Genomic DNA, 18,695 nt, shown 5'->3' on the forward strand with positions numbered 1-18,695 from the left:
TTTTATTTTAGCGGTCATCTTGCTCAACCCGTTCTGAGGAGCAAAATATGACAGCGTTACTAGTCTTTATCTAATTTATATTTTGTTAGGTCCATTCCGAAGTTAAGGCCCTTAACATTTACAAGCTCTTCAAGCTCAGTCAATGATTTTTTACCGAAATTTCTAAATTTCATCAAATCATTCTTATTATAGGAAACAAGGTCACCCAACGTTTCGACTTCAGCAGCTTTAAGACAATTCAATGCACGTACGGAAAGATCCATATCTACAAGTTTTGTTTTCAAAAGCTGGCGCATATGTAAGGATTCCTCATCATAGGTCTCCGTCTGTGCGATCTCATCAGCCTCAAGGGTAATGCGCTCGTCAGAAAAGAGCATGAAATGGTGAATCAGGGTTTTTGCAGCTTCGGTCAATGCATCTTTGGGATGAATAGAACCATCAGTCATGATTTCAAAAACCAGCTTTTCATAATCTGTCTTTTGCTCAACACGATAATTTTCTATACTGTACTTCACATTTTTAATGGGAGTATAGATAGAATCTGTGAAAATGGTACCAATAGGTGCATTCTGCTTTTTATTATCTTCGGCAGGAACATAACCACGGCCCTTTTCAATAGTGATCTCCATATTGAAGTTCACACTTTTTTCCATATTGGCAAGAACAAGATCAGGATTTAAAACCTGAAAGCCTGAAATAAATTTCTGAAAATCGCCAGCAACTAATTGTTCCTTGTCAGTTAATGAAACGGTAACGGTTTCATTATCAATTTCATCAATTTGTCTCTTGAATCGTACTTGTTTAAGGTTGAGGATAATTTCGGTAACATCTTCAACAACTCCTGCAATGGTTGAAAACTCGTGGTCTACCCCTTCAATACGTATAGAAGTGATAGCAAAACCTTCAAGGGAAGAAAGAAGCACCCTACGTAGCGCATTGCCCACGGTCAATCCGTAGCCAGGCTCCAAAGGTCTGAATTCAAACTTACCTTCAAAGTCAGTAGAATCAATCATTATGACTTTATCGGGCTTCTGGAAATTAAGTAATGCCATATTTAGTTTTCTAAGAGTTGTTATTATTATTTAGAGTACAATTCAACGATGAATTGCTCATTGATGTTCTCAGGAATTTGAATCCTTGTAGGAACAGCAACAAAAGTGCCTTCCCTGCTATCGTTATTCCACGTGATCCACTCATAAACGTGATTAGCATTCGCTAAAGCGTTCTGAATAGCATCAAGAGATTTCGATTTTTGGCGCACGGCGATTTTATCACCAGGCTGCACATTATAGGAAGGAATATTAACAAGCTCTCCATTAACAGTGATATGTCTGTGACCTACCAGTTGACGTGCAGATCGTCTAGAAGGGGCAATGCCCATTCTGAAAACCACGTTATCTAAACGAGATTCACATAGTTGTAAAAGAACTTCACCGGTGATCCCAGTGGATCGTGTAGCCTTTTCAAACATATTACGGAATTGACGCTCTAATACACCATAGGTATATTTTGCTTTTTGTTTTTCCTGCAACTGGATAGCGTACTCTGACTTTTTGCCACGACGTCTAGTATTTCCATGTTGTCCTGGAGGATAATTTCTTTTTTCAAAAGATTTATCATCTCCAAATATCGCCTCACCAAATTTACGGGCGATTTTTGTCTTGGGACCGGTATATCTTGCCATTCTTAGTTGTTATTAGTGGGGTGGTTAAGGAATTAAGGTCTAGTCCTTCGCAAAACCAATAGCTCCCCTATTGATATATAATTAAAATTTACGTTAATAGCCCGGCCCTAGAATATAGGACCGGGTATAATTTGTAGGATTATACCAGCGAAAAATCGCAAAGTATTATACGCGACGTCTTTTAGGTGCGCGACATCCATTGTGAGGTAAAGGAGTAACGTCTATGATTTCTGAAACCTCAATACCACTATTGTGGATAGAACGTATAGCAGACTCACGACCATTTCCAGGTCCTTTTACATAAACCTTTACTTTGCGAAGACCAGCATCATGTGCAACTTTACTTGCATCTTCTGAAGCTAATTGTGCTGCATAAGGTGTATTTTTCTTAGAACCTCTAAAACCCATTTTTCCAGCTGAAGACCATGAGATTACATCACCCTTCTTGTTCGTTAAAGAAACTAATATATTGTTGAAAGAAGCTGAAATGTGTGCTTCTCCCACAGATTCAACAACAACTTTACGTTTTTTGGTACCCTTATTACTTTTAGAGCCTTTCGCTCCTTTAGCAGCACCTTTTGTATTTTGCTTTGCCATTGGTTACTTATTATTTGGTTACTTTCTTCTTATTAGCAACCGTTTTACGCTTACCTTTTCTCGTTCTAGAGTTGTTTTTAGTTCGCTGACCACGTAAGGGTAGTCCAGATCTATGACGAATACCTCTATAGCAACCTATATCCATCAAACGCTTGATGCTGGTGGATACTTCGCTTCTTAACTCTCCTTCAATTTTATAAGATCCTACAGCCTCACGAATACGACCTATCTGGTCATCATCCCACTCAGAAACTTTAGTATCTTCGCTCACTTCTGCCTGAGCTAATATTTTTTGTGCTCTGCTTTTACCTATTCCAAAAATATAGGTCAATGCAATTACACCTCTTTTTTGTTTTGGGATATCTATCCCTGCAATTCTAGCCATAATTTAACCTTGTCTTTGTTTGAACTTAGGGTTCTTTTTATTAATCACATACAGTCTGCCCTTTCTTCTAACAATCTTGCAGTCTGCACTTCTTTTCTTTACTGATGCTTTTACTTTCATCTTTTTAGTATCTGTAGGTTATGCGAGCCTTACTTAAATCATACGGGCTCATTTCCAATTTCACTTTATCACCAGGCAATAATTTTATGTAATGCATACGCATTTTGCCTGAAATATGCGCTGTAACGATATGTCCATTTTCAAGTTCTACCCTAAACATAGCATTTGATAATGCTTCTATAATAGAACCGTCTTGTTCAATTGCTTGCTGTTTTGCCATTATGCTACTGCTTTTCTATTTTTACCTGTTTTCATAAGTCCATCATAATGTTTGTTCAATAAATATGAATTGACTTGTTGCATTGTGTCTATCGCCACACCCACCATAATAAGTAGCGATGTACCTCCATAAAACAATGCCCAACCCTGTTGCATACCAAGAACACTTACGGCCACAGCTGGAAAAATAGCAATCAAAGCTAAAAATATTGATCCAGGCAATGTGATTTGAGACATAATACGATCTAAATATTCACCTGTTTCTGTACCCGGTCTAATGCCCGCAATAAATCCACCACTTCTTTTTAGATCATCAGCCATCTTATTCGTAGGAACTGTTATCGCCGTATAGAAATAAGTAAAGACTATGATTAATAAAGCGAATACCAAATTATACCAAAATCCAAAAATATTATTGAATTCACCAGCAATGCTTTTTGCAGTTGAAGATTCTGATAAACCAATGACCGCAGCAGGAATAAACATGATAGCCTGAGCAAATATTATAGGCATTACCCCAGAGGCATTTAACTTTAAGGGAATATATTGACGGTTACCAAAAACATTCCTTTCATAACTACCGCTGGCTGTTCTTCTAGCATACTGTACTGGTATTTGACGTACAGCCATTACTAACATTACACACAATAATATAATTACAAACCATATCACCAATTCAATTAAGATCATGATAAGACCTCCGTTGGATTCTGTTACGCGAGAAACCCATTCTTGAATGAACGATAATGGTAAACGAGCGATAATACCTACCATAATTAGTAGGGATATACCGTTACCAATTCCTTTATCCGTAATCTTTTCACCTAGCCACATTGCAAAAATACAGCCCGTTGTCAAAATGATCACAGAAGATATTATAAAGGTCAAATGACTTTCCATTACAAAAGCTTCGGCAGGTAATATACTATATAGACTAGTAATATAACCAGGACCCTGGACCAATGTAATAGCAATAGTGAGCCATCTTGTAATTTGATTGATCTTGCGTCTTCCACTTTCCCCTTCTTTTTGAAGTTTCTGGAGATAAGGAACTGCTATACCCATAAGCTGGACAACGATGGAAGCAGAAATGTAAGGCATTATACCTAATGCAAAAACTGAAGCATTAGAAAGCGCCCCACCTGTGAATGCATTTAGCAGACCCAAAAGTCCACCGTCAAGCTTTTCTGACAAACTACCTAATTGAGAAGCGTCTATACCAGGAAGAACGATCTGAGCGCCAAAACGGTAAACGAGTAATAACCCTAATGTAAGTAGGATTCTATTTTTTAACTCGTCGATCTTCCAGATATTCTTTATTGTGTCTATAGCACCCATGCTCGCTTAGTTTTATAGTGTTACCGCTTCACCACCGGCCGCTTCAATAGCTTCTTTAGCAGAAGCTGTGAATTTATGTGCAGTTACTTTAAGTTTTGCCTTAAGCTCTCCACGTCCAAGGATCTTAACGAGATCATTTTTAGTGGTCAGCCTATTTTCAATAAGAGATTCCAATGTGATCTCATCACCAAAACGGCCTGCATCAACATATTCCTGAATAGTATCAATATTGATTCCGGCATATTCCTTACGGTTGATATTTGTAAAACCGAATTTAGGGACACGACGCTGCAATGGCATCTGACCCCCTTCAAATCCTACTTTCTTAGAATAACCAGAACGTGACTTCGCACCTTTGTGCCCACGGCCTGCGGTACCACCATTTCCTGTAGCTTCACCGCGACCTCGCCTACTATCGTTCTTTCTTACCGAGCCTGCTGCCGGTTTTAGATTGTTTAAACCCATTTTATATATTATTTAAGCTTCTTCTACAGAAACCAAATGATTCACTTTACTTACCATTCCTAATATGCTGGAACTGTCGTCGTGTTCGACAACTTGGTTCATTTTCTTAAGACCTAAGGACTCAAGAATTCTTTTTTGGTTTTTAGAACGTTTGATCGCACTTTTAACCTTTGTGATTTTAATTCTTGCCATGGTTGTATATTATTATCCGTTGAAGACTTTATCAATGGAAATTCCACGCTGTTTTGCAATGGTTTCCGCATTACGTAATTGCAATAGGGCGTCAAAGGTAGCCTTTACAACGTTATGAGGGTTAGAAGAACCTTGATTTTTTGATAATACATCATGAACTCCTACCGCCTCTAATACAGAACGGATCGCACCACCGGCAATAACACCGGTACCAGCAGCTGCAGGCATTAACAATACCCTTGCACCACCATACTTTCCTTTCTGCTCGTGTGGTATACTACCTTTTTGAAGTGGAATACGTACTAGGTTCTTTTTAGCATCGTCCACCGCCTTGGCGATAGCACTTGCAACGTCCTTAGATTTCCCAAGTCCCTGTCCTACAACGCCTTGCTCATCACCTACAACAACAATAGCAGAAAAACCGAAAGCTCTACCACCTTTTGTTACTTTAGTAACACGCTGCACACCAACTAGACGATCTTTTAGATCCAATCCACCTGGCTTAACTAGTTCTACATTTTTATAATCTTGATACATAACTTTCTAGAATTTTAGTCCGCCTTCTCGGGCTCCTTCTGCTAATTGTTTTACTCTACCGTGATATAGATAACCTCCTCTATCAAAAGAGACAAGTTCAATACCAGCTTGAACCGCCTTTTCTGCGACAGACTTACCTACAAGTTTAGCCACATCAGCTTTGTTTTCCGCCTTCGCGGAAGCTATTGATTCGTCTCTGGATGATGCTGCACTGATTGTTTTACCAGTTACATCATCTATAATCTGAGCGTAGATCTCCTTATTGCTTCTATATACAGAAAGTCTTGGACGTTGTGCGGTACCAGACAAAGTCTTGCGTATCCTTCCACGAATTTTCTTTCTGCGTGCTTCTTTTGAAAATGCCATACTATTCTATAATTATGCAGATTTACCTGCTTTTCTTCTAATTTGTTCACCAACAAAACGTATACCTTTTCCTTTGTAAGGCTCTGGCTTGCGGAAAGCTCTAATTTTTGCGGCTACTTGACCTACAAGCTGCTTATCAGAGGAAGTAAGTATAATTTGAGGGTTTTTACCTTTTTCGGCAACCGCCTCAACCTTCACTTCTGAAGCAATTTCCATAACTATATTATGTGAAAAGCCTAAAGCCAATTCTAATTTTTGACCTTGATTGCTGGCACGATAACCTACACCAACTAATTCAAGTTTCTTTGTATAACCGTTGGAAACTCCATCTATCATATTTGCAACTAAAGCTCGGTATAAACCGTGCTTTGCTCTATCTTCCTTACGATCTGTGGGCCTATCAAACTTAATTTTACCATCTTCAATATCAATAGTTATTGAAGAAAATTGTTGTTTAAGTTCGCCCAGTTTTCCTTTCACAGTTACTATATCATCGCTAACATCTACTGTGACACCTTCAGGTATTGTAATGGGATTTTTACCTATTCTTGACATGGTTTTACTTTTTATATGTTAGTAAACGTAGCAAAGTACTTCACCACCTACATTTTCGTTCTGAGCCTGCTTTCCGGTCATTACACCTTTAGAAGTTGAAACAATTGAAATTCCAAGTCCATTAAGGATTCTTGGCACCTCATTAGCCCCTACATACTTACGTAAACCAGGAGTACTGATACGTTGAATCTTTTTAATAACAGATTCTTTAGTATCCTTATCATATTTTAGGGCTATTTTAATAGTTCCCTGTGCCGTTTCATCTTCAAACTTGTAGCTGAGGATATAACCCTGATCAAAAAGAATCTTAGTAATTTCTTTTTTAAGGTTAGAGGCTGGTATTTCTACCACCCTGTGATTTGCAGCAGCTGCATTTCTAACTCGCGTTAAAAAGTCTGCTATAGTATCTGTATACATATATAATTGGTTTTGGTTTTGGTTTTCGAAATATCAATAGATAATCAAACCTTAAACCAGTTAATTGTTGTTACCAGCTAGCTTTCTTAACGCCTGGGATCAATCCCTGGTTAGCCAATTCACGGAACATAACACGAGAAACTCCAAAAGTTCTCATATATCCCCGAGGTCTACCTGTTAATTTGCATCTGTTGTGTTGACGAACGGGAGAAGAGTTTTTAGGAAGTTTTTGCAAACCTTCATAATCTCCAGCTTCTTTAAGAGCTTTTCGTTTATCAGCGTATTTGGCCACCATTCTCTCGCGCTTTCGCTCGCGGGCCTTCATTGATTCTTTAGCCATATCTTAGTTCTTTTTAAAAGGCAAACCTAATTCGGTAAGCAAAGATTTTGCTTCTTTATCAGTTTCTGCCGAAGTTTCAAAGGTAATATTCATGCCCTCAATTTTACGTACTTTGTCGATATTGATTTCAGGAAATATAATCTGCTCGGTTATACCAAGGCTATAGTTCCCACGACCATCAAAACCTGTCGCTTTAATACCGTTAAAGTCACGTACCCGGGGCAATGCTGATGTAATGAGTCTATCTAAAAACTCATACATACGCTCACCACGCAAGGTAACCATTGCACCGATGGGCATTCCCTTTCTTAGTTTAAATGCAGCAACATCCTTTTTTGAAACCGTTGCCACAGCACGTTGACCAGCTATAGTAGAAAGTTCTTCCACAGAATAGTCAATTAGTTTCTTATCAGCAACTGCAGCACCTACCCCTCTAGAGATAACTATCTTAAGTAGTTTAGGAACCTGCATCTTGTTCTCGTAACCAAACTCTTCTGTAAGAGATGGAAGTACGCGTTCCTTATATTCTTGCTTTAATCTTGAAGTGTATTCCATAATTATAGAACTTCATTGTTTTTTTTACCAAAACGCACTTTTTTTCCTTCTTCCATACGATAACCTACCCTGGTAGTGTCACCATTTTTATCAACAAGTGATAAATTTGAAATATGCAAAGCCGCTTCTTTTTCTACAATACCACCTTGAGGGTTTGAAGCACTCGGCTTCTCATGTTTTGAAATCATGTTTACCCCTTCTACTATGGCTTTGTTTTTTACTTTGATAACTGTTTTAACTTTACCCTCCTGACCTTTATGGTCACCAGCGTTTACCCTAACAGTATCCCCTACTTTTATATTAAGCTTAGTCATTTTAATTTATATTACAGCACCTCAGGCGCTAATGATACAATCTTCATAAACTGCTTATCACGAAGTTCTCTGGCAACCGGTCCAAAAACACGGGTTCCCCTCATCTCACCTTGTGGACCTAATAGAACACAAGCGTTGTCGTCAAATCGAATATAAGAACCATCAGGGCGTCTTACTTCTTTCTTGGTTCGAACAACAACAGCTGTAGAAACAGAACCTTTTTTAACCTGGCCATTAGGTGTTGCATCTTTAACAGAAACAACAATTTTATCACCTACGGAAGCATATCTACGCTTAGTTCCACCTAGGACACGGATAGTCAAAACTTCCTTTGCCCCAGTATTATCCGCTACTCTTAATCTTGATTCTTGTTGTACCATTTTTACTTAGCTCTTTCAATAATTTCTACAAGCCTCCAACATTTTGATTTACTCAAAGGACGAGTTTCCATAATCCTAACAGTATCCCCTTCGTTGCAGTCGTTTTGTTCATCATGAGCCACGTACTTTTTCGTTTTTAAAACGAACTTACCATACATGGGGTGTTTTACTTTTTTCACCTCGGCCACAACGATAGACTTTTGCATCTTGTTGCTGGTTACGACTCCTATACGTTCTTTTCTTAAATTTCTTTTTTCCATCTTAAGCAGCATTATTGTAATTCGCGTTTTGTAAGCTCCGTGGCTATTCTTGCCACTGTCTTTCTTTGACCTCTAAGCTGAATAGGATTTTCTAAGGGAGAAATCGCGTGGGCCATCTTGAGATCTGTATAAGATCTTTGCGCTTTTATAAGTTCCTCCTGCAATTCTGCTACAGATTTTTCTTTTACTTCAGATTGTTTCATTTTCTTTAGAATTTAGTCTGCTTGATAATCTCTAGCGACAATATATTTTGTCCTTACCGGAAGTTTTTGAGCAGCTAGTCTAAGTGCTTCTTTAGCCAAAGGCTCATCAACACCACCTATTTCAAAAAGCATTCTGCCCGGTTTAACGACCGCAGCCCAATACTCTACCGCTCCTTTTCCTTTACCCATACGAACCTCTAATGGTTTTTTGGTAATCGGTTTATCTGGAAAGATCCTGATCCATAAAGAACCCTCTCTTTTCATATATCTAGTAGCCGCAATACGGGCAGCTTCTATTTGTCTGGCAGTAATAAAGGCAGAATCCATTGATTTTATACCAAAGGCTCCATTCGCAAGAAGGTATCCCCTTCCAGCATTGCCCTTCATACGCCCCTTTTGCTGCTTACGAAATTTTGTTTTTTTAGGCTGTAACATTTTTTCTTTACTTTAAAAATTACTTTCTACGACGTGGTTTTGCACCGCCTCTACTGCCTTTTCCACCTTGATTCTTAGCCATACCGACTAATGGTGAAAGTTCTCTTTTACCGTAGACCTCTCCTTTCATTATCCATACTTTGATACCCAACCTACCATAAGTAGTATGAGCTTCAACCAAAGCATAATCTATATCTGCCCTGAATGTTGAAAGAGGAATACGACCTTCTTTATAAGATTCGTTACGCGCCATTTCAGCACCGTTCAACCTACCAGATATCTGTATTTTAATACCCTCTGCGTTCATACGCATAGCGGCCTGGATAGCCATCTTAATAGCCCTACGGTAAGAAATACGGTTCTCTACTTGTCGAGCCACAGAAGAACCTACAAGAAATGCATCAAGTTCAGGTCTTTTTATCTCAAAAATATTAATCTGTACTTCCTTATCAGTAATTTGCTTAAGTTCCTCTTTAAGTTTATCTACTTCCTGACCGCCTTTTCCAATAATGATACCTGGACGGGCAGTTGTTATAGTTACAGTAACAAGCTTAAGTGTACGTTCTATAATAATTCTAGAAACACTGGCTTTTGATAAACGAGCATGTATATACTTTCTTATTTTATCATCTTCGGCAAGCTTATCGCCATAATCATTACCACCATACCAGTTGGATTCCCATCCTCTGATTATACCTAAGCGATTCCCGATTGGATTTGTTTTTTGTCCCATTTACTAAGCGCTTTGTGTGTTATCTTTTGCGGCAAGCACAACTGTTACATGATTGCTACGTTTTCTAATTCTATGTGCACGACCTTGTGGCGCCGGGCGTAGTCTTTTTAACATACTACCTCCATCAACCTTGATCTCCTGAACAAATAAGTCAGCATCTTCAATACTTGCATCCTCATTCTTTTCTTGCCAGTTTGCTATAGCAGACAATAATAGTTTCTCCAGTTTACGTGAAGACTCCTTACTACTGAACTTGCATACCTGAAGTGCCTTCTCCACTTTCTGACCTCGAATTAAATCCGCCATAAGACGCATTTTTCTTGGCGAAGTGGGGCAGTTGTTCAGTTTGGCAAAAGCCACATTTTTTCTGGCTTCTTTAAGCTGTTCTGCTCTTTCTCTTTTACGAACTCCCATAACTTCAGTTATTTTTTACCTTTATTTTTTGCACCCATGTGACCTCTAAAGGAACGTGTGGGTGAAAATTCTCCTAACTTATGACCTACCATATTTTCAGTAACATAAACAGGGACAAATTGTCTACCGTTATGAACTGCAATAGTCTGACCAACGAAATCTGGAGTAATCATTGATGCCCGTGACCAGGTCTTGATTACCGTTTTCTTATTGGCCTCAACATTTGAAGCAACTTTTTGCTCCAATTTATAATGAACGAAAGGTCCTTTTTTTAATGAACGTGCCATATCTTATTTCTTTCTAGTCTTTCTACGTTCTACAATATATTTATTACTTGCCTTAGTCCTGCTACGGGTTCTAAATCCTTTCGCTGGAATTCCATTTCTAGAACGTGGATGACCTCCAGAAGCACGGCCTTCACCACCACCCATTGGGTGATCAACAGGGTTCATAACTACCGGTCTTGTACGTGGTCTTCTACCCAACCATCTACTTCTACCTGCTTTACCAGAAACCTGAAGCTGATGATCACTATTTGAAACCGCACCTATAGTGGCAAGGCATTTTACAAGTATCAATCTAGTTTCACCTGAAGGCAATTTTATACTTGCAAATTTACCATCACGCGCCATAAGCTGTGCAAAAGAGCCTGCACTTCTAGCCATTACGGCACCTTGTCCTGGTCGCAATTCCAAACAGGAAATGATAGTACCCAGAGGTATTTCGGAAAGCATCATCGCATTACCGATCTCAGGAGTCGCACCTGAACCGGAAACAACGTTCTGACCCACTTGCAACCCACTAGGGGCAACCATGTAGCGTTTTTCGCCATCTTGATAATTAAGAAGAGCAATAAAAGCAGTCCTGTTAGGATCATACTCTATAGTAGCTACCGTTGCCGGCACACCATCTTTATTTCTCTTAAAATCAATTATACGATATCTTCTCTTATGACCACCACCCTTATAGCGCATGGTCATTTTTCCTTGACTGTTTCTACCTCCAGATTTTTTTATCGGAGCCAATAGGCTTTTTTCCGGCTTATCAGCAGTAATGGCGTCGTATCCATTAACTACTCTAAATCGCTGTCCTGGAGTGATAGGTTTTAACTTTCTTACTGACATAATTTGTCTTAAATGTTACTGTAAAAATCTATTGTATCACCTTCCGCCACCTGTACAATTGCTTTTTTATAAGCTTTTGTTTTACCAGTGATCATACCAGATTTAGTGAATCTGGATTTACGATCTGCGCGAACGTTCATTGTTCTAACTGCTAGTACTGAAACTCCATAAGCAGCTTCAACAGCACCTTTTATCTCAACTTTATTTGAACCGGAATTCACTTCGAAAGTATATCGGTTATTTACCTCACTTTCCATAGTGGCTTTTTCGGTAATTATAGGTTTAATTAAAATACTCATAGTGCTTATTTGCTTAGGTTTTCCTCAATTCCTTCTAGCGAGCTCTCTAAAAGTATTACATTATTAGCATGTAATATTTTGTAAGTGTTTAACTCTGAAGAGCTTACGACCTGAGCGGCCTTAAAATTGCGTGAGGACAAATATACATTTTTATTCGTGTCTCCCAACACAATCAGGGATTTTTTATCACCAATACCCAAAGCGCTCAGCACTTTAAGGAATTCTTTTGTCTTTGGTACATCAAAATCAAAATCCTCAACAACCATAATAGCATTCTCTTGCGCTTTCATAGTTAAGGCAGATCGACGAGCCAGTTTCTTAAGGTTTTTATTCAATTTAAATGAATAATCCCTTGGTCTAGGACCAAAAACACGTCCACCACCTTTAAAAATAGGCGATTTGATACTACCTGCTCTCGCGGTACCGGTACCTTTTTGTTTTTTGATCTTGCGGGTACTTCCCGTAATTTCAGCACGCTCTTTAGCTTTGTGCGTTCCTTGACGCCTGTTGGCTAAATGTTGTTTAACATCCAAGTAAACTGCATGCTCGCTAGGTTCTATTGCGAAGATCGTGTCAGAAAGCTCTGCTTCCCTACCTACTTCTTTTCCTTTAATATCTACTACTGCTACTTTCATTACCTTTCAATAATTACATAAGAGTTCTTGTGCCCAGGTACTGCTCCTTTTACAACGAGTAGATTTTTCTCTGCAACAACTTTAAGAACTTTTAAATTTTGAACTTTAACTCTCTCACCTCCCATTCTACCAGCCATGCGCATTCCTTTGAATACACGTGAGGGATACGAGGCCGCACCTATTGAACCAGGAGCTCGTAAACGGTTGTGCTGACCGTGAGTGGACTGACCAACTCCGCCAAAACCGTGTCGTTTAACCACACCCTGAAAACCTTTACCTTTAGAAGTACCTGCCACGTCGACAAATTGACCTTCTTTAAAGATTTCCACAGTGACAGCATCACCTAATTTGTAATCCCCGTCATATTCCTGGAACTCGACAACTTTACGCTTTGCAACTGTTCCTGCTTTTTTAGAGTGACCTCCAGCAGATTTGTTAGCAGTCTTTGCGTCATCGAAACCCAGTTGAAGGGCTTCATACCCGTCAACCTCTTTGGTTCTGACTTGGGTAACAATGCAGGGACCTGCTTCAATAACGGTACATGGTAAATTTTTACCATTCTCGTCGAAGATGCTGGTCATACCTACTTTTCTTCCAATTAACCCAGACATAATTATTATTATTTGTTATTACTCATATTTCCCCGATGTTTTACGGGATTCTTTTAAAAAAAAACAGGGTCAAATACCTTCAACCCTGAATGCATTTTTACCGTTTTTCCCTCGCACGCAGCTTAGGACATTTTTGCAAGCTTAAACCCATATCGAATGGATTCATGCAAACTATACTTTAATCTCCACTTCAACACCACTGGGCAATTCAAGCTTCATCAACGCATCAATCGTTTTTGAAGAAGAACTATAAATGTCGAGAAGACGCTTATAGGAACTTAACTCAAACTGCTCCCTCGCTTTTTTATTAACGTGAGGTGAGCGAAGAACGGTAAATATTTTTTTGTGTGTAGGTAAAGGTATTGGCCCTGTTACAACAGCTCCGGTACTCTTTACCGTTTTTACGATTTTCTCAGCAGACTTATCTACTAGATTGTAATCGTAAGACTTTAATTTGATTCTTATTTTCTGACTCATTTCTAGTAAATTATTCGTTAGCTAAACCTTTTGCGGCAGCGATTACATCTGTTGAAATATTAGAAGGTGTTTCAGCATAATGCGAAAACTCCATTGTAGAAGTAGCGCGACCAGATGATAATGTTCTTAAAGTAGTTACGTAACCAAACATTTCCGATAATGGTACAGTAGCCTTCACAACCTTAGCACCGGCACGGTCACCCATACTGGTCATTTGACCACGGCGACGGTTCAAGTCACCTACGATATCCCCCATATTCTCTTCAGGAGTGATAACCTCTAATTTCATTATAGGCTCAAGAACCACGGCTCCAGCTGCCTTAGCAGCAGATTTAAAACCTAGCTTAGCTGCAAGTTCAAAAGAAAGGGCATCAGAATCCACAGGGTGGAATGATCCATCTTTCAAAGTTACTTTCATACTATCCATCTCAAAACCAGCAAGTGGACCATTTACCATCGCTTGCTTGAAACCTTTTTCTACAGCAGGTATAAATTCCTTGGGAACGTTACCACCTTTAACAGCATTTACAAATTCAAGTCCTTCAAAAGTTTCATCTTCAACAGGCTCTATAGTAAATACGATATCCGCAAATTTACCACGACCACCAGATTGCTTCTTATAAACCTCTCTGTGATCTGCTGATCTTGTAATAGCTTCCTTGTACTCTACTTGTGGCTGACCTTGGTTAACTTCAACTTTAAACTCACGTCTAAGTCGATCACATATAATATCCAAGTGCAACTCGCCCATACCAGAAATAATGGTCTGACCAGAAGCTTCATCTGTACGTACCTGGAAAGTAGGATCCTCTTCAGCAAGTTTTGATAAAGCCATACCTAATTTATCAACATCAGCCTTCGTTTTAGGCTCAACAGCGATACCAATTACCGGATCAGGAAAGTCCATGCTCTCAAGAATAATTGGATGTTTCTCTGCAGAAAGCGTGTCACCTGTTTTGATATCTTTAAAACCAACAGCAGCACCAATATCTCCAGCTTCAATATAATCAATAGCATTCTGCTTATTAGAGTGCATCTGGTAAATACGAGAGATACGCTCTTTGTTACCAGAACGGTTATTCAACACATATGAACCAGCATCCAAACGACCTGAATATGCCCTGAAAAATGCTAGACGACCCACAAAAGGATCCGTTGCAATTTTGAAAGCAAGAGCTGCAAAAGGTTCGCTAACATCTGGCTTACGTTTTTCTTCTTTTTCAGTATCAGGGTTCACACCTACAATACCCTCTTTATCCACCGGAGATGGAAGGTAACGACAAACAGCGTCAAGCAAGAACTGAACTCCTTTATTTTTAAAAGCAGAACCACATATCATAGGAATTATGGACATATCCATTACAGCAGCACGCAATGCAGCATGCACTTCATCCTCTGTGATAGAATCCTCATCCTCCATGAATTTTTCTAAAAGACTCTCATCATAAGCAGCAACTTCTTCAATAAGCATACCGCGATACATGCGAACTTCTTCCTTCATTTCTTCAGGAATTTCAACTACGTCAAAAGTAGAACCCTGCGTCTCGTCATGCCATATAACACCACGATTCTTAACTAGATCTACAATCCCCCTGAAGTTATCTTCATCACCAATAGGAAGAACAATAGGCACTGCATTAGAACCTAACATTTCCTTAACCTGCTTACAAACTTCTAGGAAGTTAGAACCCTGACGGTCCATTTTATTTACAAAGCCCATACGAGGCACTTTGTAATTGTCAGCAAGTCTCCAGTTTGTTTCAGATTGTGGCTCAACACCATCAACTGCACTAAATAAGAAAACCAAACCATCAAGTACACGTAAAGAACGATTTACCTCTACGGTAAAATCAACGTGACCCGGAGTGTCTATAATATTAAAGTGATAATCTTTAGAATCTGGTAAAGGCTGTGCATTTTCCATGGGAAATTTCCATGAACAAGTCGTTGCAGCAGAAGTAATGGTGATACCACGCTCCTGTTCCTGCTCCATCCAGTCCATAGTTGCAGCGCCATCGTGCACCTCACCGATTTTGTGACTAACCCCAGTATAGAACAAAATACGTTCTGTTGTAGTGGTCTTGCCCGCATCAATGTGTGCAGCGATACCTATATTTCTTGTATATTTTAAATCTCTTTGTGCCATTTTATTTTCTAGAATCTAAAGTGAGAGAATGCTTTGTTCGCTTCGGCCATTTTATGCGTATCGAGACGTTTTTTAACAGCGGCTCCTTCTTCTTTAGCAGCAGCCAAAACTTCAGCAGCCAATTTAACGGCCATTGACTTTTCGTTCCGCTTACGGGAATAACTTATCAACCACTTCATTGCAGTAGAGATCTTACGATCTGGCCTGATCTGCATAGGGATTTGAAAAGTTGCTCCACCTACTCTACGGCTACGTACTTCAACATGAGGCATAACATTGGAAAGAGCATCTTTCCAAACCTCAAGAGAAGTTTTCTCTTCATTATTTTTTTTCTCCTCAACGATATCCATTGCATCGTAAAAGATTTTGAAGGCTACCGATTTCTTACCATCCCACATCATCATGTTCACAAAACGCGTAACAAGTTGATCGTTAAATCGAGGATCTGGCAACAATGGCCTTTTTTTCGCCTGTCTTTTTCTCATTGCTTCATTGTAATAATAAGTTCGTTTTAAAAAACGACTGACTTATCAGTTAATTTTTACTTTTTAGGGCGTTTTGCTCCGTATTTAGACCTACGTTGTAAACGGCCTTGAACACCAGCGGTATCCAATGCGCCACGTACAATGTGATATCTCACACCTGGCAAATCCTTCACCCTTCCACCTCTAACCAATACTATCGAGTGCTCTTGTAGATTGTGACCTTCTCCACCTATGTATGCATTCACCTCTTTACCATTTGTCAACCTTACACGCGCTACTTTACGCATCGCAGAGTTCGGTTTTTTAGGTGTGGTGGTATACACACGGGTACAAACCCCGCGGCGTTGTGGGCACGAATCCAAAGCAGCCGATTTACTCTTCTTGGCTATTTTGGTTCTTCCTTTTCGTACTAATTGTGAAATTGTTGGCATAATTTCCTTTACCTAATTATAGTTATTCTAATAACCCTATTTTCTAAGGGCTTGCAAATGTATAATAATATTTGTGTTTATCAAACCCATAATCAATTAATTTTCAAATGAAATCATGTTATAAATACAGTTCTGTAATTTTATCTTTGTTAATGCGTTAAAAGAAAGCTACAGACATCCTTTGATAAAAATCCAATATTTTATATACACTTTGTTACTATTGCTAACGGCTACTTACGCTGGTCTAGCACAAAATGTAAATTTGAAATTAGAAATCACTACTAAGGACAGCCTTACCACTATTTACGATAACAAGGAATATCAAAATTTTGAAAACCTAAATAACACTGTTCAAAAAACACGCGACAGCCTTCAAAAAATCGGGTTTTTTGACGCGAATATTTCTCGCTTAAAGAAAGAAAACGACTCTTTATATATAGCGTACATAAATGCTGGTGCTAAAACATCAATCCTCAGAATCAAATTAAGGGACAGTATAGTACGTACTTATGCTGAAAAATCAAACCTATTTGCGAGAGAAAATCAGGATTTATTCATAAATGTATCAGATTTTGAGTCCATTATGGCTGATTTTACAGCTAAGGAGTCAAAAAATGGCTACCCACTTTCTTCGTTTCAATTAAAAAATACAATATCTAATGGGGATACGTTGATTGCAGACCTTGTCCTTAAAAGAGAAAATTTGAGGAGGATAGATAAAATAGTAATTGAAGGATATGACAAATTCCCCCTAGCCTATCTCAAACATTATGCTGGTTTCCGACCTAACAATCCTTTTGACCGTATTTTGATCAATAGAAAATTTGAAAATCTTACGAATCTTCCATTTATTAATGCTCTAAAAGACCCTGAAGTACTTTTTGAAAAGGATAGTACAAGCCTATTTTTATACGTTGAAAAAATTGCTGCAAATCGTTTTGATGGTTTTCTCGGTTTCGGTAATAGTGAAGATTCAGGAAAACTTCGTCTCGATGGATATCTTGATCTACACCTTCTTAACAATTTAAATTACGGCGAACTTCTAGAACTGAATTATAAGAGTGATGGAAATGATCAACAAACGCTACGCGTAGCCCTGGAAATACCTTATTTATTCAAATCCCCTTTGGGAATTCAGGCTGAGCTCAACCTTTTTCGCAGGGATACTTCTTTTTCAACATCACAGCAGCAGTTGGATCTTTTTTACCAACTCAAAGGTAATTCCAGAATAAGCAGTGGAATCAACCTTGAAAATTCGACTTCATTAAAAGAAATCCTTAGTTTACCAAATGATAGTATTGCAGACTATAAAAAAACACAATTTAATATAGGCTTTAATCAAAATAAACGATCAAAAGAAAAACTCTTCCCAAGCAAAAGCGCTTTCTTTCTAAAAACATCGCTTGGCAAAAGAACATCTTTAGGTGCAACTGAAAATCAAATTGTAGTAGAAGGCGGTGCTCTTTATACGTTTGTTTTAAATCCTAAACAACGTTTTGTGATAAGCAATAACACAAAGAACATTATTTCGGATCAATACATCAGCAATGAACTTTTCCGTTTTGGGGGAATCAATAGCATAAGGGGATTCAAAGAGAATACTATAAATGCGAATTTATATTCCGTTTTTAGAACCGAATACAGTTTTCTGGCATCCCCAAGCCTATATGTTCATACTATAACAGATGCTGCTTATTTTGAAAATGAACTATTAAACGAACAAAGTTTTCTGTACAGTTTTGGAATCGGAGCAGGCATAGCGACCTCTGCAGGTTTACTCCACATAAATCTAGCCAACGGGTTAAGAGAAGGACAAAATTTCCAATTTTCTAATTCCATTTTACACATCAGGTTAACTACCAACTTCTGAAAACGATTTCGTACTTTTTAACGAATAACTTACGTTAACATTAACAAAACTATAACAAAACATTAGGTTAATTCCTACCTAAGTTCACTTCTTAAGTTTCAAATTTGG

32 protein-coding genes are annotated in these 18,695 nt (G+C 38.6%); 1 reads left to right on the top strand and 31 read right to left on the bottom strand.

Annotation, left to right across the window (positions count from 1 at the left end):
• Window positions 1-59 precede the first annotated feature (59 nt).
• From P162_RS05430 to rpsL, 31 genes are all read right to left on the bottom strand, one after another.
• Window positions 60-1,052, bottom strand: coding sequence for a DNA-directed RNA polymerase subunit alpha (locus P162_RS05430; protein WP_031426224.1), 993 nt, complete (start codon window positions 1,050-1,052; stop codon window positions 60-62).
• A 26-nt stretch (window positions 1,053-1,078) separates the two neighbouring features.
• The gene (gene rpsD / locus P162_RS05435; RefSeq protein ID WP_031426225.1) at window positions 1,079-1,684 is read right to left on the bottom strand and encodes a 30S ribosomal protein S4; all 606 of its coding nucleotides are present in this window, start codon (window positions 1,682-1,684) and stop codon (window positions 1,079-1,081) included.
• Between the two features lie 165 nt (window positions 1,685-1,849).
• On the bottom strand, window positions 1,850-2,281 hold the full coding sequence (rpsK, locus tag P162_RS05440) for a 30S ribosomal protein S11 (protein ID WP_031426226.1): 432 nt from the start codon (window positions 2,279-2,281) through the stop codon (window positions 1,850-1,852).
• Window positions 2,282-2,291: 10 nt separating this feature from the next.
• The gene (gene rpsM, locus P162_RS05445) at window positions 2,292-2,666 is read right to left on the bottom strand and encodes a 30S ribosomal protein S13 (RefSeq protein WP_031426227.1); all 375 of its coding nucleotides are present in this window, start codon (window positions 2,664-2,666) and stop codon (window positions 2,292-2,294) included.
• A gap of 3 nt (window positions 2,667-2,669) precedes the next feature.
• Window positions 2,670-2,786: a type B 50S ribosomal protein L36 gene (ykgO, locus tag P162_RS05450; protein WP_031426228.1), complete on the bottom strand. Its 117-nt coding sequence runs from the start codon at window positions 2,784-2,786 to the stop codon at window positions 2,670-2,672.
• Window positions 2,787-2,790: 4 nt separating this feature from the next.
• Window positions 2,791-3,006, bottom strand: coding sequence for a translation initiation factor IF-1 (infA, locus tag P162_RS05455; RefSeq protein WP_028376332.1), 216 nt, complete (start codon window positions 3,004-3,006; stop codon window positions 2,791-2,793).
• Window positions 3,006-4,343 (bottom strand): preprotein translocase subunit SecY, encoded by a 1,338-nt coding sequence (gene secY / locus P162_RS05460; protein ID WP_031426230.1) that lies wholly within the window; start codon window positions 4,341-4,343, stop codon window positions 3,006-3,008. The genes infA and secY overlap by 1 nt, the downstream gene beginning before the upstream one ends.
• A gap of 12 nt (window positions 4,344-4,355) precedes the next feature.
• Window positions 4,356-4,808 (bottom strand): 50S ribosomal protein L15, encoded by a 453-nt coding sequence (gene rplO, locus P162_RS05465; RefSeq protein ID WP_031426231.1) that lies wholly within the window; start codon window positions 4,806-4,808, stop codon window positions 4,356-4,358.
• A 12-nt stretch (window positions 4,809-4,820) separates the two neighbouring features.
• Window positions 4,821-5,000: a 50S ribosomal protein L30 gene (gene rpmD / locus P162_RS05470; protein ID WP_031426232.1), complete on the bottom strand. Its 180-nt coding sequence runs from the start codon at window positions 4,998-5,000 to the stop codon at window positions 4,821-4,823.
• 12 nt (window positions 5,001-5,012) lie between these two features.
• A complete protein-coding gene (gene rpsE, locus P162_RS05475) occupies window positions 5,013-5,537 on the bottom strand; it encodes a 30S ribosomal protein S5 (RefSeq protein ID WP_031426233.1) in 525 nt (174 codons plus the stop codon).
• A gap of 6 nt (window positions 5,538-5,543) precedes the next feature.
• Window positions 5,544-5,903, bottom strand: a complete 360-nt coding sequence (rplR, locus tag P162_RS05480; protein ID WP_031426234.1) for a 50S ribosomal protein L18 — start codon at window positions 5,901-5,903, stop codon at window positions 5,544-5,546.
• A 12-nt stretch (window positions 5,904-5,915) separates the two neighbouring features.
• Window positions 5,916-6,458: a 50S ribosomal protein L6 gene (rplF, locus tag P162_RS05485; RefSeq protein WP_031426235.1), complete on the bottom strand. Its 543-nt coding sequence runs from the start codon at window positions 6,456-6,458 to the stop codon at window positions 5,916-5,918.
• Window positions 6,459-6,476: 18 nt separating this feature from the next.
• Window positions 6,477-6,875 (bottom strand): 30S ribosomal protein S8, encoded by a 399-nt coding sequence (gene rpsH / locus P162_RS05490; RefSeq protein WP_031426236.1) that lies wholly within the window; start codon window positions 6,873-6,875, stop codon window positions 6,477-6,479.
• A gap of 70 nt (window positions 6,876-6,945) precedes the next feature.
• Window positions 6,946-7,215 carry a 30S ribosomal protein S14 gene (gene rpsN, locus P162_RS05495; RefSeq protein ID WP_031426237.1) on the bottom strand — a complete coding sequence of 90 codons (270 nt, stop codon included), beginning with the start codon at window positions 7,213-7,215 and terminating at the stop codon, window positions 6,946-6,948.
• Between the two features lie 3 nt (window positions 7,216-7,218).
• Window positions 7,219-7,770, bottom strand: coding sequence for a 50S ribosomal protein L5 (gene rplE / locus P162_RS05500; RefSeq protein WP_031426238.1), 552 nt, complete (start codon window positions 7,768-7,770; stop codon window positions 7,219-7,221).
• Between the two features lie 2 nt (window positions 7,771-7,772).
• Window positions 7,773-8,084, bottom strand: a complete 312-nt coding sequence (gene rplX / locus P162_RS05505; RefSeq protein ID WP_031426239.1) for a 50S ribosomal protein L24 — start codon at window positions 8,082-8,084, stop codon at window positions 7,773-7,775.
• Window positions 8,085-8,095: 11 nt separating this feature from the next.
• Window positions 8,096-8,464: a 50S ribosomal protein L14 gene (rplN, locus tag P162_RS05510; protein ID WP_031426240.1), complete on the bottom strand. Its 369-nt coding sequence runs from the start codon at window positions 8,462-8,464 to the stop codon at window positions 8,096-8,098.
• A 2-nt stretch (window positions 8,465-8,466) separates the two neighbouring features.
• Window positions 8,467-8,724 (bottom strand): 30S ribosomal protein S17, encoded by a 258-nt coding sequence (gene rpsQ / locus P162_RS05515; RefSeq protein WP_031426241.1) that lies wholly within the window; start codon window positions 8,722-8,724, stop codon window positions 8,467-8,469.
• A gap of 11 nt (window positions 8,725-8,735) precedes the next feature.
• On the bottom strand, window positions 8,736-8,927 hold the full coding sequence (gene rpmC / locus P162_RS05520; protein WP_031426242.1) for a 50S ribosomal protein L29: 192 nt from the start codon (window positions 8,925-8,927) through the stop codon (window positions 8,736-8,738).
• A 12-nt stretch (window positions 8,928-8,939) separates the two neighbouring features.
• Complete coding sequence (gene rplP, locus P162_RS05525) at window positions 8,940-9,362, bottom strand: 50S ribosomal protein L16 (RefSeq protein ID WP_031426243.1); 423 nt, start codon at window positions 9,360-9,362, stop codon at window positions 8,940-8,942.
• Window positions 9,363-9,381: 19 nt separating this feature from the next.
• Entirely contained in the window at window positions 9,382-10,095 is a 714-nt protein-coding gene (gene rpsC, locus P162_RS05530; RefSeq protein ID WP_031426244.1) for a 30S ribosomal protein S3, read from the bottom strand.
• A gap of 3 nt (window positions 10,096-10,098) precedes the next feature.
• On the bottom strand, window positions 10,099-10,509 hold the full coding sequence (gene rplV, locus P162_RS05535) for a 50S ribosomal protein L22 (RefSeq protein WP_031426245.1): 411 nt from the start codon (window positions 10,507-10,509) through the stop codon (window positions 10,099-10,101).
• 8 nt (window positions 10,510-10,517) lie between these two features.
• Window positions 10,518-10,796, bottom strand: a complete 279-nt coding sequence (rpsS, locus tag P162_RS05540; RefSeq protein WP_031426246.1) for a 30S ribosomal protein S19 — start codon at window positions 10,794-10,796, stop codon at window positions 10,518-10,520.
• A gap of 3 nt (window positions 10,797-10,799) precedes the next feature.
• The gene (gene rplB / locus P162_RS05545; RefSeq protein ID WP_031426247.1) at window positions 10,800-11,633 is read right to left on the bottom strand and encodes a 50S ribosomal protein L2; all 834 of its coding nucleotides are present in this window, start codon (window positions 11,631-11,633) and stop codon (window positions 10,800-10,802) included.
• A gap of 8 nt (window positions 11,634-11,641) precedes the next feature.
• Window positions 11,642-11,932 (bottom strand): 50S ribosomal protein L23, encoded by a 291-nt coding sequence (rplW, locus tag P162_RS05550; protein WP_031426249.1) that lies wholly within the window; start codon window positions 11,930-11,932, stop codon window positions 11,642-11,644.
• Between the two features lie 5 nt (window positions 11,933-11,937).
• Entirely contained in the window at window positions 11,938-12,567 is a 630-nt protein-coding gene (gene rplD / locus P162_RS05555) for a 50S ribosomal protein L4 (RefSeq protein WP_031426250.1), read from the bottom strand.
• Window positions 12,567-13,178 carry a 50S ribosomal protein L3 gene (gene rplC, locus P162_RS05560; RefSeq protein ID WP_031426251.1) on the bottom strand — a complete coding sequence of 204 codons (612 nt, stop codon included), beginning with the start codon at window positions 13,176-13,178 and terminating at the stop codon, window positions 12,567-12,569. Before rplC ends, rplD begins: the two co-directional genes overlap by 1 nt.
• A gap of 171 nt (window positions 13,179-13,349) precedes the next feature.
• A complete protein-coding gene (gene rpsJ, locus P162_RS05565; protein WP_031426252.1) occupies window positions 13,350-13,655 on the bottom strand; it encodes a 30S ribosomal protein S10 in 306 nt (101 codons plus the stop codon).
• A gap of 10 nt (window positions 13,656-13,665) precedes the next feature.
• Window positions 13,666-15,801, bottom strand: a complete 2,136-nt coding sequence (fusA, locus tag P162_RS05570; protein ID WP_031426253.1) for an elongation factor G — start codon at window positions 15,799-15,801, stop codon at window positions 13,666-13,668.
• Between the two features lie 8 nt (window positions 15,802-15,809).
• Window positions 15,810-16,286 carry a 30S ribosomal protein S7 gene (gene rpsG / locus P162_RS05575; protein ID WP_031426255.1) on the bottom strand — a complete coding sequence of 159 codons (477 nt, stop codon included), beginning with the start codon at window positions 16,284-16,286 and terminating at the stop codon, window positions 15,810-15,812.
• Window positions 16,287-16,342: 56 nt separating this feature from the next.
• Entirely contained in the window at window positions 16,343-16,717 is a 375-nt protein-coding gene (gene rpsL, locus P162_RS05580; protein WP_031426256.1) for a 30S ribosomal protein S12, read from the bottom strand.
• Window positions 16,718-16,979: 262 nt separating this feature from the next.
• Between rpsL and P162_RS05585 the strand changes: the two genes are divergently transcribed.
• Window positions 16,980-18,587, top strand: a complete 1,608-nt coding sequence (locus P162_RS05585) for a BamA/TamA family outer membrane protein (RefSeq protein ID WP_031426257.1) — start codon at window positions 16,980-16,982, stop codon at window positions 18,585-18,587.
• Window positions 18,588-18,695 lie beyond the last annotated feature (108 nt).

Origin of the sequence: Flavimarina sp. Hel_I_48, from assembly GCF_000733945.1 — a bacterium.
Classification (GTDB): Bacteria; Bacteroidota; Bacteroidia; order Flavobacteriales; family Flavobacteriaceae; genus Leeuwenhoekiella.